Origin of the sequence: Arsukibacterium sp., from assembly GCF_041616895.1 — a bacterium.
In the GTDB taxonomy this organism is placed as follows: Bacteria; Pseudomonadota; Gammaproteobacteria; order Enterobacterales; family Alteromonadaceae; genus Alishewanella.
The window spans coordinates 17,497-30,605 of sequence record NZ_JBFJPY010000037.1; the positions used below are offsets into that span (position 1 = coordinate 17,497).

12 protein-coding genes are annotated in these 13,109 nt (G+C 48.7%); 5 read left to right on the forward strand and 7 right to left on the reverse strand.

All coding sequences use genetic code 11. The features are described 5' to 3' along the window. Positions 1-41 precede the first annotated feature (41 nt). Positions 42-971, reverse strand: a complete 930-nt coding sequence (locus ABY802_RS08310; RefSeq protein WP_372626579.1) for a M14 family metallocarboxypeptidase — start codon at positions 969-971, stop codon at positions 42-44. A gap of 245 nt (positions 972-1,216) precedes the next feature. Between ABY802_RS08310 and ABY802_RS08315 the strand changes: the two genes are divergently transcribed. After that, positions 1,217-2,194, forward strand: a complete 978-nt coding sequence (locus ABY802_RS08315; RefSeq protein WP_372626580.1) for a glutathione S-transferase family protein — start codon at positions 1,217-1,219, stop codon at positions 2,192-2,194. Positions 2,195-2,260: 66 nt separating this feature from the next. Here the strand turns inward: ABY802_RS08315 and ABY802_RS08320 are convergent, their stop codons facing one another. The 3 genes from ABY802_RS08320 to ABY802_RS08330 form a co-directional block, all read right to left on the reverse strand. Continuing rightward, on the reverse strand, positions 2,261-2,962 hold the full coding sequence (locus ABY802_RS08320) for an alpha/beta fold hydrolase (RefSeq protein WP_372626581.1): 702 nt from the start codon (positions 2,960-2,962) through the stop codon (positions 2,261-2,263). A 98-nt stretch (positions 2,963-3,060) separates the two neighbouring features. Then, positions 3,061-3,597 (reverse strand): DUF924 family protein, encoded by a 537-nt coding sequence (locus ABY802_RS08325; protein WP_372626582.1) that lies wholly within the window; start codon positions 3,595-3,597, stop codon positions 3,061-3,063. Between the two features lie 24 nt (positions 3,598-3,621). Further along, on the reverse strand, positions 3,622-4,257 hold the full coding sequence (locus tag ABY802_RS08330; RefSeq protein WP_372626583.1) for an ACP phosphodiesterase: 636 nt from the start codon (positions 4,255-4,257) through the stop codon (positions 3,622-3,624). A 58-nt stretch (positions 4,258-4,315) separates the two neighbouring features. On the opposite strand from ABY802_RS08330, the gene ABY802_RS08335 reads away from it, so the two are divergent. Further along, the gene (locus ABY802_RS08335) at positions 4,316-4,723 is read left to right on the forward strand and encodes a glutathione S-transferase N-terminal domain-containing protein (RefSeq protein WP_372626584.1); all 408 of its coding nucleotides are present in this window, start codon (positions 4,316-4,318) and stop codon (positions 4,721-4,723) included. Positions 4,724-4,727: 4 nt separating this feature from the next. Here ABY802_RS08335 and ABY802_RS08340 read toward each other — a convergent pair whose 3' ends face one another. Then, on the reverse strand, positions 4,728-5,963 hold the full coding sequence (locus ABY802_RS08340; RefSeq protein ID WP_372626585.1) for an FIST signal transduction protein: 1,236 nt from the start codon (positions 5,961-5,963) through the stop codon (positions 4,728-4,730). Between the two features lie 267 nt (positions 5,964-6,230). On the opposite strand from ABY802_RS08340, the gene pbp4b reads away from it, so the two are divergent. Beyond that, positions 6,231-7,883 (forward strand): penicillin binding protein PBP4B, encoded by a 1,653-nt coding sequence (gene pbp4b, locus ABY802_RS08345; RefSeq protein ID WP_372626586.1) that lies wholly within the window; start codon positions 6,231-6,233, stop codon positions 7,881-7,883. Between the two features lie 14 nt (positions 7,884-7,897). Here the strand turns inward: pbp4b and ABY802_RS08350 are convergent, their stop codons facing one another. Further along, complete coding sequence (locus ABY802_RS08350; RefSeq protein WP_372626587.1) at positions 7,898-9,679, reverse strand: ABC transporter transmembrane domain-containing protein; 1,782 nt, start codon at positions 9,677-9,679, stop codon at positions 7,898-7,900. A gap of 213 nt (positions 9,680-9,892) precedes the next feature. On the opposite strand from ABY802_RS08350, the gene ABY802_RS08355 reads away from it, so the two are divergent. Both ABY802_RS08355 and ABY802_RS08360 read left to right on the forward strand, forming a co-directional pair. After that, a complete protein-coding gene (locus tag ABY802_RS08355) occupies positions 9,893-11,596 on the forward strand; it encodes a methyl-accepting chemotaxis protein (protein WP_372626588.1) in 1,704 nt (567 codons plus the stop codon). Positions 11,597-11,682: 86 nt separating this feature from the next. After that, a complete protein-coding gene (locus tag ABY802_RS08360) occupies positions 11,683-12,429 on the forward strand; it encodes a class I SAM-dependent methyltransferase (protein WP_372626589.1) in 747 nt (248 codons plus the stop codon). 34 nt (positions 12,430-12,463) lie between these two features. On the opposite strand, the gene ABY802_RS08365 is transcribed toward ABY802_RS08360, so the two are convergent. Beyond that, positions 12,464-12,970 carry a histidine phosphatase family protein gene (locus tag ABY802_RS08365; protein ID WP_372626590.1) on the reverse strand — a complete coding sequence of 169 codons (507 nt, stop codon included), beginning with the start codon at positions 12,968-12,970 and terminating at the stop codon, positions 12,464-12,466. Positions 12,971-13,109: the final 139 nt, after the last annotated feature.

Genomic DNA, 13,109 nt, shown 5'->3' on the forward strand with positions numbered 1-13,109 from the left:
TGGTTATATTTTTAAAAACCTGATGAGTATAGCAAGCTTTATTAATAGCCTTTATTTTTCAAAAATTCCAGTGCCCCTATAATAGCCGCCATCTGAGCCATAATGCACTGCTCCGGGCTGGCATTGGGACTGTCAGGGTAAACCTCAGTGGTGGTAACATAAGGCGCATCAGTAATGCCGCCACATAAACCAAGGGCTTTTTTCGGATAATTGACCACTCCGGGCTGGCTGATAGCCTCGCCAATTAAGCAGCCATTGCCATCAGCTGGGGCTATCTGGCTTACCTTACTCACTGCCTGGTTAATGGCTTGCTGAAATTCAGCCGCAGGCTTGGTACTGTCGCCCACTAAGTAAAAGCCGTCAGGGATATCCCAGTTAGTATTCACTTCGCCATCACGCGCCGCTTTCGCTGGCCGAAACTCGCTGTTGTCTGAATCAGTAGTTTCATGCAAGTCAATATGCGCCAGCACCGGCAAGCTTAATTGCTGCAGATAACCCACTACCGCTGCCGATTCGGCAACCGGGCTGTCAGTAATAAAATTGCGGTTAGGATCCAGCGCCAGTGGGTTCCAACGGTTAATGGTTTCATAGCCCCAGGGGCTGATACAGGGCAACACCACAATATTAAAATGATCACGGTAATCCACTGCTGCCGTTTGCAAAAAACGAATGGCGCCCTGCACACCGCTGGTTTCGTAGCCATGTACCCCACCGCTGATTAGTACTGTCACTTTGTCAGCATCTAATCCATTACTAAATGCATAAAGCGGGTATATGCCACCACCATACTGGCGATAATCCAGCTCACCGTATTGCTGGCGGGTGAAACCTGGCACAACTTGCTCTAATTTCACCAGCACCTGCTGCTGATAGCTGCGCTGGATCTGTTGTCGGGTCAGCCACTGTGCTTTTTCGGCATCGCCCCACTTTTGCCCTGCTATCCCAATATCGTAATCCGGATTTGCTGTCATTTTGTCTTCTCTATCGTCATTTTTACCTTACGCTAACGCTTTTTAGCACAGCAGGCAATTTACACACGTTGCTCTGCGCCGCAGCTGCGCTCAATGACAGCCTAACCGGCTATCTTCTAATTTGTAGGACAAACCTGCCATTATTATCAAATATCGCCGCGAGTTAAATTTGGCTAAAGTAAAGCATAAGATCACCAGCAAACAGATGCTGGCCAGATAATTTTTGCAACAATAAGGAGTCTGACATGGGGTTACTGGTAGACGGTAAATGGCAGGATAAATGGTACGACACTGACAGCAATGATGGTAAATTCAAACGAGAAGATGCCCAATTGCGTAACTGGGTTACCAAAGATGGCAGCGCTGGCCCAACTGGCAAAGCGGGCTTTAAAGCTGAGAAAGACCGCTATCATTTGTATGTGTCACTGGCCTGCCCCTGGGCACATCGAACCCTGATATTTCGTCAGCTGAAAAACCTGACCGATTATATCAGCGTGTCGGTGGTCAGCCCCGATATGCTTGAAAATGGCTGGGAGTTTAATACCAGCAATCACAGCAGCGGTGACAGCCTTTTTGACTACGATTTTTTACATCAGGTTTACACCCGCCACCAGCACGATTACAGCGGCAGGGTAACGGTGCCGGTACTGTGGGATAAACAGCAAAACTGCATCGTCAGCAACGAGTCGGCTGATATTATCCGGATGCTCAATACGGCCTTTAACCATCTTACCGGCAATACTGACGATTATTGTCCAGCGGATATCCAGCCACAAATCGATCAGATTAACGAGCTGGTCTATAACAACATCAATAATGGTGTATACCGCTGTGGTTTTGCCACCAGTCAGCAAGCTTATGAGGAAGCCTATTCACAGTTGTTTACCGCGCTGGAACAGGTAGAAACTATCCTGAGTAAAAACCGTTACTTAACCGGTAATTTACTAACGGAGGCGGACTGGCGCTTATTTACCACGTTAATTCGCTTTGATGCGGTATATCATGGCCACTTTAAGTGTAACAAGCAGCGACTGGAAGACTACCCAAACCTTGCCGGCTTTACCCGCGAGCTTTATCAGTGGCCAGGTGTCGCTAACACCGTCGATTTTTATCATATTAAGCGCCATTACTATTTCAGCCACACCATGATAAATCCAAGTCAGGTCGTACCCGTCGGGCCCGATATCAATTATCATGCTCCCCACCAGCGCAATAGCCGGTAAACAAACTTCCGTTCTTCAGTTGTTACCAAAATCTGAAGAACGGGCTTTACGACAGCTTACCAGCGACTACCTGATTAGGTTATATTGCTGAACTGCGGTATCTGTTTGCAAACCAAAATGGCCTAACGCATAAGTATAGGTAGCGTTTTCACCCCAAATCCGGCTGCTATGTACGCCGTAAACCAGACAACTGCCGGTAGAACATACTACCTGATCAATATTACTTTTAATGGAGTACACCCGCTGGCCAAACCTTACACCATACAAGCGATCCAGAAACGGACTGGATACTGATAAACCGTTACTCCCGCACGTCGAGTTCCAGACATTATAGGGATAAACCCCACAACTTAATAAACCGCGAAAAGCGCCTGCTACACCAACAAAAGCATCAACCTGGGAGGCCACACCTAATTTATCAATTTGCTGGGCAGCCAGAGTAGCGCCCATCGAATGGCCGATAACATCAATTTTACCGGTGCAGGAGCTATTAATTGCTGATGTGATGGCATTACGTACCGGCGTTTCTTCACTGCCACTGTGATCATTGCAGGCAGCGCACGTTTTCGATCCCCAGTTGGGCCGGTATATGTCAGCAGCCTGGTAGCCTTTGCTTCGTAAATAATTGTAGGTGGTGTCCCAACTGCTGGTGCTGGCAGTATTACCGTGTACCAGTACAACAGCGTCAACACAGGCGTGTAACTTGGTCGCTACCAGCAGCGCGATGCTGGTGATGAGGACCAGCAATGCTTTTTTAATTGTTATCATAGGTGACTCCTTGGTTAGGTCACAGATAACTTAAACAGCTGTTCAAATTTCAACCATAACACTTTAGTGTTACTGCGCCCGGATAAGGTTAACGTAAATTAAAAACCGGAGCCCGGTTGCTTTAAAAACTCAAGCTCTTCTGCCGTCGATTCCCTGCCCAAAATGGCATTGCGGTGTGGATAACGACCAAACCGATCAATTATCGCTTTGTGTTTTAACTCAAACTGGTAATTGTTATCCGGCGCATGGTGTTTATAAAGTAGTTCAGCCAACTGATGAATATGGGGTGATTCACTGTGCATATAGGGTAGCAATAAAAAACTACGCTCATCGGCAGTTAACTGCGCTAAGGCGCCGCCGGCCACAGCCTCTTGCGCCAGTACTAACGCCATCGCATCCTGCGCAAATGCCGCTGGCGTATCGCGGTGAATATTGCGGGAAAATTGATCAAGCACAATAATCTCGGCCAGCCGCCCTTTTGCATCGCTGCGCCAACGATATAATTCGCCGCGGCTGGCTTGCTGCAGCAAATCGCCAAAACGCTCGTTAATCAGCTGATCAAACTGGTTGTCTTTAGCCCACCATTGTTTAGGGCTGATTTCATTAAACCAAAAATCCAGGATCTGAGATGGCATCGTTGTTCCTTGTAATCCAGGTGGTTAGTCGTAAACGTTTGGTGTTGGTTCAGTCGGTATTGATCCGCGACCAGCATCTGATTCAAGCGCTAACTGTTGTAAATGCCGTTGCAACTGCGGATAAAACTGCAAAAAACTCTGTTCCAACTCGGCATAGCGTGGGGTGATTTCGTCAATAATTCCGCCAAAATTGTTTGCAAAGCGGATACGCCCGGCAATATGATCCAGTGCCTGGCCCAGCCCGGATAAGTGCTGGTAACTGGCAAACCAATCATAGCGGCACACCCTCAGCATGGTCTGTTGCATTGGCAACGGCATTAAAGGCATCGCCTCAGACAAGTGTTGGTACAATTTCAATTTATAGTCGGCAAAAGGCGCGCTGTAAAATTGCTGCCAGTGCCGAATTAAAAAGTGATCAAACAACACATCCAGTGCTACTCCGGCAAAACGGCGACGCCCCTGCGAAAACCCGGCTTTAGCTGTCCTGACGATAATATGACTGTCGGTAAAACGATCGGTGGCACGGTGATTGTCCAGCCCTGCTTTGATATCAGGATGCAAACTGCCAACCTGAACGCCTTTGCAAAAATCGCCAAGTAAATTACCGGTTAACGAATAAGGATTTTGTTTTGCCAGTACCGCATGGGCCAGGTAGTTCACACTGCTCTCCTGTTTTTGGTATACTTGCGCCGATTTTCCTTTAGCTAAAGAGTACGCAATGCGTTTGTTTATCCGTTTGTTCTTTAAGTTGGTCCGGCTTATCTTAACGCCTTTTATGTTACTCAGTGAATGGCTTACCAGACCAAAAGCCATTGGCCGTGACGCGGCGCAACAACGCAAAGTTGATGAAAGCTGTCAGTACCTTGCGCTATATCAGTTTAGCGCTTGCCCTTTTTGTATCAAAGTTCGGAAAGAAATAGCCCGCTTAGGCCTTAACATTGAAAAACGTAATGCGCAGCATAATCAGCAACACCGGAATGAGCTGGCAGAAGGCGGCGGTAAAGTGAAAGTGCCCTGCCTGCAGATCAGCCAGCCAGGCCAGCCACCAATCTGGCTATATGAGTCAGCCGATATTATCAGCTATTTACAACGTCACTTTGACAACAGCACGGTCATAGCGAAGTAGCACCTTAGCGGGAAAACACAATTAATACGCCACTCCAGTCCAAGCCCCGGCTTTTGCCAGCATGCGGCGCAATTTCTACCCCGCAGTAAAAGCCCAGTAGCGGTATTCTGGCGTTGTTAAGTAAATTTTGTACTTCAACAGCCTCTTCCTGGCCGAGCTCATGCTGTTCATTATCATCAAACCGGGCCACCCGGCCGGCGCAATCCATATAAAGCGCAAATAACGGCTGCTTGCCATCCTGCTTAATGCGCTGTAACAGTGTCTCAGTGCTGGTTCTGGCCGAAACCCTGCCCAGAGCCGGACTGCGGCGCATTAACTGAATTTGCATACCTTCGTGCATATCAGGCTCAAACAGGATCAGCCCTTCATCATTCGGTAAAATGCCACTGATCAACCGGTTACTAAAGTCATTTTCGCTGGCCGCCGCGGTGCTATCGGTCTCTGGAATGCCAAGACACAGCTTGCTGACCGGCGAACGTTGTCGCCAGGTGCTGCTACCAAAAGCCTGATCGATAACTTCAACCGCAGGTTTACCATCCAGCGAATATAAATACTGGCCAAAAATGCCGGTGACCGTGTAACGCTGGGTGCTTAGCGGCTGACAACCATGCATAACTCCGATATAAGACGTTAAATTACCGCCAAACACCAGCGCTGTAGCACTTTGCTGAGCGATACTTTTGCCACAAAACTGCTGAGTATGGCCAAAGCCCTGATCGCCCAGTAATCCTGCGCCAGCAACCGGCACCACACTGGATAAATTCATCTCGAGGCCACGCAATAGCGGCGCCGAGGGGTTCATCACCGGCGCGATGTGCTCTGAACCTGCAAATTTAATGGAATCATAAAGCAGCAGCAATAGACTGGCATCTGGCATGTTGGGTAACGCCGCGGCTAACTGCTCGCCGGCGTTAAACGGACTGTTAAACAAGCCACTGGCTATTGCCATCTGACAATAGTTATCTTCAAACTTCACTACGGCAACCGCCGCCGGAAAGCCTTGATAGGACAATTGAGAATTGGTGATCACCCCAATTGCAGAGCCTCCGAAAATATTTACTTCCGGCCCTAAGATCAGCCGCAAACCGCGGTAAAACTCCTGATGATCCAGCCTGCCACTGCAAAAAGCCAGTACCAGATCAGGCTGACCAAACAGCGCCTGCGCTATAGCAGCTTTTGCTGCCTGCTGGCCAGCAACACACGCATCCTCGCCATTACTATATCCAATGCCAACTTTCATAATCCCTCATACATCAGCCTTCATTTATAATCCTTTACGCATGATCCATTCTATATCGCCTTTCACAACAAGTCTTTTATAGAAGGTCTCTGATCCTGCTGCACTAACGTCAGCTACTCACAACATCAGCAAACGAATATTACACGGTATTAACCATTGCAGGAATAAGTTAAATAACAAAGTTTCTGATTTGCAGACTAACTTGGTATAGTGCAGTCATTCAGCATAAGTAATGTGTTTGTTGTTGCGAGCGGTGAAGGTAAGCAGATGCGGTTATTAATGGTATTAACACTGACAGCAGTTGTGCAGACCGTTTTGGCAGGTTGTGCTGCACTCCCCGATCCCGCTGCACCAGTAGCAAGCGCACAACCGCTGACGGCGGCCGAGCAACTGGCACTGGCAGAGCAGGCCGGCCAGTATTATCTGCAGTGGCCGGAACAACAAAGCAGTCGCGTTGGGGTAAATAACCGGCGACGCTTTAACAGCTGGCAAGGTCAGGGCCTGCTGCTGGTAGATATGGCACAGGCAAGCTCTGCTACTGTCGCCGTTAATAATCAGCTGATAACGCTGCGCCGGCAAGAACACGGCCAGCCGTTTAAAATAGATCTTAGTGCGTACACCCGGGACGGTGCGAATTACCTGCAACTGATTGAGGTAACGCCAGCCAGTGCTCAGATCATGCTGGCACTGCCCTATCCAGAGCTTGATGAGAAGCCGCTGCATGCCGACATTAACAGCCCGCGCTTTGCGAAAGTCGATCGCCTTATCAATTCAGAAATTGCCGAAGGCTTTCCAGGTGCCGTTTTACTGGTGGTAAAAGACGGCAAAATCATCAAACAAACTGCATATGGTTATGCCTTGCGCTTTGCCACAGACGGTACCGAGCATCTCAGCCCAGAGCCGATGCAGACCAATACCTTATTTGATATTGCCTCTAACACTAAAATGTACGCCACTACCTACGCCATAATGCAGTTAGTCAGTAGCGGTATGCTGGATATTAACCGGCCGCTTAGCGATTACCTGCCCGAATACCTGGGAGATGGCCGCGAACAACGTCTAGTCAGCGACCTGCTTCATCACACCAGTGGTTATGCACCAGAAGTCCATTTTCATCGGCCTGACAACAGTAATGGCTTATTATTTTACTCTCTTAATAAAGCTTATACCGATCAGCTTTTGCTGGGACAAGTTCCTTTTATCAGTAAGCGCGGCACCACTGCACGCTATAGCGACGTAAACTTTATGCTGCTGGGTTTGCTGATAGAGCGCCTGACGGCGATGCCGTTAGATCGCTATTTGCAGCAGCAGTTTTACCGGCCCCTGGGCTTAAATAACCTGATGTTTAATCCGCTGCAACACGGCGTCTCCCCTAAACGCATCGCCGCTACTGAGCTTGATGGCAACAGCCGTGGTGGCCGGGTAAGCTTTCCGGCTAACCGGCAAGGCGTGCTGCGCGGCGAGGTACACGATGAAAAAGCCTTTCATGCATTGCAGGGCGTGGCCGGCCATGCCGGATTGTTTGCCAGTGCCCGGGATCTGGCAGTGGTAATGAGTGTCGTGGCACAGCAAGGGGGTTATGGCTGGCAACGATTTTTCAGTCCGGCGGTGGTGCAGCAATTTACCCGGCCATCCGGCTATGATCATCGTTTTGGATTAGGCTGGCGCACCGCCGCTGGCGGTGATTTAAACTGGCATTTTGGCGCTTATGCCAGCGATTATGCTTATGGCCACACCGGCTGGACTGGCACGGCTACCCTGATCGATCCGCAACATAACCTTATGGTGGTGCTGCTGACTAATAAAAAACACAGCCCGATTGTTACAAACGGTAAAAGCTACGAGTTTAGCGCTGACAGCTTTGAAACCGGCCGCTATGGCACGATTATGACGTTAATTTACGAAGCGATACTGCCGTAAATAACGCCCTTGTCCTAATCAGCACTGTCCGCATTTAAAAACTGCAACTGAGCAAGTTGCTGATACAACGGGCAGCTTTGCATCAGTTCGCTATGTGTACCTACCGCAATCAGCTGGCCTTTATCCAATACCACAATGCGATCAGCATGTAATACGGTACTTAACCGGTGGGCAATAATTAAGGTAGTTTTGCCTTGCATTAACTGCGCTAGTGCCTGCTTAACCAGGTGCTCACTGGCAGCATCCAGCGCACTGGTTGCCTCATCTAACAGCAGCAGCGGCCTGTCGGCTAACATCGCCCTGGCGATGGCTATTCGTTGTTTCTGACCGCCGGATAAACGCACGCCCCGCTCGCCCAACTGGCTGTGATACCCTTCACTCAGTTCCTGAATAAACGCATCAGCCTCTGCCGCTTTGCAGGCGGCAATAACGTCTTGCTCACTGGCACCGGGACGACCATATCGCACGTTCTCCAGCACGCTATCGGCAAAAATCACTGCATCTTGGGGTACCAACGCAAACTGCGCCCGCAGCACCGCTGGATCAAGTAAGCTAATATCTACCCCGTCCAGCAAAATCCGACCCATTGGCACGTTATAAAAGCGCTGCAGTAATTGAAATAACGTGGTTTTGCCAGCGCCACTGGGGCCAACTAACGCTACGCGCTCTCCCGCGGCAATATGCAGATTAAGCTGCTTAAGCACAGTTTGCTCGGGCAATTGCGGATAGTAAAAACTGATATCGTCAAACACCAGGCTGCCCTTAACAGGCATGGCTAAGCGGGCGGGTGTGGCAGGTGCAGCGATTTCCAGCGGTATGCTGGCTAATTCGATCAAACGCTCGGTAGCGCCCGCCGCCCGCTGTATCTCGCCAATCACTTCGCTGATGGTAGCAACAGAGCCAGCGACTACCACAGCGTAAAATAAAAAGGCAGTTAACTCCCCGGCACTAATCTTACCCGCCAGCACATCCAGCGCGCCAACCCAGCCAACCAGGGTAACGGCACTGATACTAAGCAACATGACCAAACCGATTAACAATGCACGGTAAAAAATACGCTGCCTCGCCGCAGCCATTACCTGCTCAATTTTGCTGGCAAACTGTTGCTGATCCAGCGCTTCATGGCCATAAGCCTGTACAGTATGAATTTCATGCAGACTTTCATCAACATGAGCACCAATGTCGGCTAGCCGGTCCTGGCTGGCCCGCGCCATATAACGGACTCGCCGCCCCAATACAAAAATCGGCACCAACACCAGCGGTACCGCAATTAACACTAAGCCGGTCATTTTTAAACTGGTAAACGCCATCATCAGTAAACCGCCTACGGCGGTAACAACCGATCGCAGCGCCATCGAAAAGCTGGAGCCCACCACGGTTTGCAGTACGGTGGTATCGGCAGTAAAACGGGAAATAACCTCGCCGGTTCGGGTTTCACCATAAAAAGCAGGTGATAACAGCAGCATATGCCGGTAAACATGGTTTCGAATGTCGGCGCTGACCCGTTCGCCCAGCCAGGTCATTAGATAAAACCGACAAAACACTGCTGAAGCACTCACGCAGGTGATCAATAAAATCAGCAGGATAATTGAATTAAGCCGGGCGCTATCGCCCTCGACAAAGCCCTGATCAACCAATAAACGTACACCCTGACCAAGTGCCAGCCAGGACAGAGAACCAATCAATAAAAACAACATGGCGCCGGCTACCCTGACGCGATATGGTTTTAAAAAACCGACCAGCCAGGGTAAAACCGACTGTGTGCTATGAGTTGACTGTCTGGAATTAGAATTCATATCACCTTAATAATTCTGGGATGGTTAACCGGACTATGCCGGTACCGGAATTTGCAATTTTGCGGTCATCATAATAGGTTATTTACCTGTATGGCGAAAGATTATCTACGTTGTGGCAACTTCAACCAAACTTGCTATGCTCAGTTTTACGTTGCGGCGTTAAGCAGATGAAATACCTGCAAAACTAATAAATAAATCTCACAGAGGTATCCAATGGGATTCTGGAATACGGTAGGTGGACGGTTACTCAGCATGCCTATACTGGCGTTAACTGGGTTTTTAATTTTAGCAGCTGTTGCCCTCAATGCACTTAGTACCAGCCTGATTGAAGGGAGGCAAGATCGGGTAGTTGCCGTTATCGACAGCGGTATGAGCCTGATTAAACATTATCAGACATTAGAACAAAGTGGCGCCCTGAATAAAGAACAAGCTCAGCAGCAAGCGATGGCCGCTATTAAAGCTATCCGTTATGACGGTACTGAATATATTTGGATTAACGACATGGGCCGGCCTGTTCCAACAATGATTATGCACCCAACAGTGCCGACGCTTGATGGCACCATCTTGAACAGACCAAATTTCAACTATGCGACGCTAATGCGAAACCGTGATGGCAGTGAGCAAATCGAACTTAATAACGCTAATTTGTTTGTCAGTTTTGTCGATGTTATCGACCGCTTTGGTGCTGGCTTTGTTGAGTATCAGTGGACTAAACCAATAGCAGGCGGTGGTGTTACTGAAGAACGCTATACCAAATTGTCCTATGTAGCAAAGGACGATAATTGGGGCTGGGTGCTGGGTTCAGGAATTTATATTGATGATGTTAAGGCCGCATTCTGGAGTATGGCGACACGAGTCGGGCTGGTTGTGATTGTCGTTATTGCTCTGACCATCGGTATTTCGTTATACATCCGCCGCTGGTTGCTGTTGGAATTGGGTGGTGAAGTAGCAACTACCAAAAAATTGGTTAAAAAAGTGGCCAATGGTAATTTCTCAGTCAATATTGAATTACGCAAAGGCGATACAGGCAGCTTGCTGGCCGCGCTAAGTGTTTTAATCAAACGATTAAGAGAGATTATCAGCCAACAAACTGCTATGGCGGAGCAATTAGCCGAGCAGTCACGCGAGCTGGACGACACCAGTAAACATACCCAACATATTCTACATAGTGTGATGGAACAAACTACTCAGGTAGCCACGGCAGTTCATCAAATGGCAACCACTTGTGAAGATATGGCCAGAAGCGCTACTACTGCCGCAAAAGCAGCTAATGACGCGACTGGCGAAGCGCAAAATGGCACAGCCGCCGTAGCACAAACCATTAAAGCTATTGATGATTTGAAGATAAAACTGGAACACGTGTCAGAAGTCATCGCTCAATTATCAAAACGTGGTGAGGAAGTCGGCGCAGTTACCGATGTTATTGGTTCAATTGCTGAACAAACTAATTTACTGGCACTTAATGCCGCCATTGAGGCAGCGCGGGCCGGTGAAATGGGTCGGGGTTTTGCCGTTGTTGCCGACGAAGTGCGCACCTTGGCCAGCCGTTCACAAGCGTCAACTCATGATATCAATCAGCGTATTCAGGGTATTCAGCAAGACTCTGCCAACGCTGTTGAATCGATGGAACAAAGCAAAATTGAAACTGAGCAAACGATAATCCGTTCTCAGCAAGCCAGCACTGCACTGCTACAAATTAATACTGCGGTTTCCAGCATTACCGATGTAAATGATCAGCTTGCAAGTGCTACCGAAGAATTAGCTGCCGTAGCTGGCACCATTAACAAGAATATGGAAACTATTGCTAACGCGATTGAGAGCACTACTGTCAAATCAACTGAGTTATCAGGGTCGAGCGAGCAACTGCGTCAAATGGCCAATGACATGAAAAAGTTACTGAGCGGTTTTACGGTTTAACCAGTATATTTGCTGACATTACCCGCTTCGCAAAGCGGGTAAACTGCTATAAAATGCGCCACCTTAATTTAACGTCAGCAGCTATTATGTTGTCACCCAATGCCCTGTACACCGATTTATCGGCCTATTATGATTTAATGTGTTGCGACATTAATTATCTGGCCCAGAGCAATATGGTGCACCGGCTTCATCAGTTGCTGGGAAATGGCGGTAACAGGCATCTTGATTTAGCCTGTGGCACCGGCCCGCATATCCGGCATTTTATTGATTATGGCTATCAGTGCAGTGGTCTGGATCTGAACCAGCCGATGCTGGACCTGGCCCGCGCCCGCTGCCCTGAAGCTAATTTTATGCTGCATAATATGGCAAGCTTCACGCTGGATTCACCGGTAGATCTGGTAACTTGTTTTTTGTATTCCCTTCATTACAATCCTAGCGTCAATGCTCTAAAACATTGCCTGGCCAGCATATACAATGCGCTAACGCCGGGTGGATTATTTGTTTTCAATACCGTAGATAAAGATAAAATTTGTAATTTGTCGACCATTCGCCATGGTACCCAGCTTGATAACAGCCAGTTTGTTTTTGAATCAGGTTGGCACTACCAAGGCGAGGGTGAGCAACAAGCCCTTAACCTGAGCATCGCCAAGACTACCGCAGCAACAACCGAATTATGGCGGGACCAGCACATTATGGTGGCGGTGAGTTTTAACGAGTTGCAAGCACTGCTTATACCTTACTTTGAAGTGCATGTTATGGCCCATGATTACGACAAAATAACCCTATGGGACAACACCTCTGGCAATGCTTTGTTTGTATGTGTAAAACGTTAAAACATTCTTATAACTGCATGAGTAAAATCAGACCTTATTTTATCGTCTGGCCACAGCCAAATGGCTGCTGCCGAATAGTCACACTGCCCTGCTGGCCCAATTGTACCTGGTAAAGCAGGTTATATTGCTGCTCTGTCAGTGGCGCAACCTCGATACCGCTTAGCAGCTTAACCAGTTCGGGTACCGTGTTGCTATGCCCCACCACCAATACTGGCTGGGTATAGGCCTGTAGCTGCTGTTGTAACAGCTCTGGCTTACGCGCATCGTATTGTTGAACTGGCAGTTTTTTGTTATTGGCAACGGCTGCCGCCGTTTGCTGGGTACGCTTATAGGGTGTGGCATACACAGCGGCCAACGGAATGTCGGCAAAGAAAGCTGCCAGGGTTTGTGCTCTTTTCTGACCGCACTCGGACAGCGCCGGGTCTTTGCTGTCGTCTTGCTTTTCAGCGTGACGCACCAGATAAATGGTATTGGCACTGACCTGCATTGCCAGCGCGCAACTGGCGGCGCCAAACCAGGGTAAAAAACTAGTAATTTTCATCAATATTCTTCCTGTATAGCACCGCATCAACTTCACCCAGTGCGTCCTGATGCCGGTAGCGCTTAATAAACTGCATGCCCAGTTTAACCATTACGCCAATTGAACCGGCATTGTCTGGCGTGGTGATCGCTGATACATA

Excerpts from the sequence above, each read along its gene's own strand:
- ABY802_RS08315 (WP_372626580.1), top strand. The coding sequence starts at position 1,217 with ATGGGGTTACTGGTAGACGGTAAATGGCAGGATAAATGGTACGACACT.
- ABY802_RS08340 (WP_372626585.1), bottom strand. The coding sequence starts at position 5,963 with ATGAAAGTTGGCATTGGATATAGTAATGGCGAGGATGCGTGTGTTGCT.
- ABY802_RS08320 (WP_372626581.1), bottom strand. The coding sequence starts at position 2,962 with ATGATAACAATTAAAAAAGCATTGCTGGTCCTCATCACCAGCATCGCG.
- ABY802_RS08360 (WP_372626589.1), top strand. The coding sequence starts at position 11,683 with ATGTTGTCACCCAATGCCCTGTACACCGATTTATCGGCCTATTATGAT.
- ABY802_RS08310 (WP_372626579.1), bottom strand. The coding sequence starts at position 971 with ATGACAGCAAATCCGGATTACGATATTGGGATAGCAGGGCAAAAGTGG.
- pbp4b (WP_372626586.1), top strand. The coding sequence starts at position 6,231 with ATGCGGTTATTAATGGTATTAACACTGACAGCAGTTGTGCAGACCGTT.
- ABY802_RS08355 (WP_372626588.1), top strand. The coding sequence starts at position 9,893 with ATGGGATTCTGGAATACGGTAGGTGGACGGTTACTCAGCATGCCTATA.
- ABY802_RS08325 (WP_372626582.1), bottom strand. The coding sequence starts at position 3,597 with ATGCCATCTCAGATCCTGGATTTTTGGTTTAATGAAATCAGCCCTAAA.
- ABY802_RS08350 (WP_372626587.1), bottom strand. The coding sequence starts at position 9,679 with ATGAATTCTAATTCCAGACAGTCAACTCATAGCACACAGTCGGTTTTA.
- ABY802_RS08365 (WP_372626590.1), bottom strand. The coding sequence starts at position 12,970 with ATGAAAATTACTAGTTTTTTACCCTGGTTTGGCGCCGCCAGTTGCGCG.
- ABY802_RS08335 (WP_372626584.1), top strand. The coding sequence starts at position 4,316 with ATGCGTTTGTTTATCCGTTTGTTCTTTAAGTTGGTCCGGCTTATCTTA.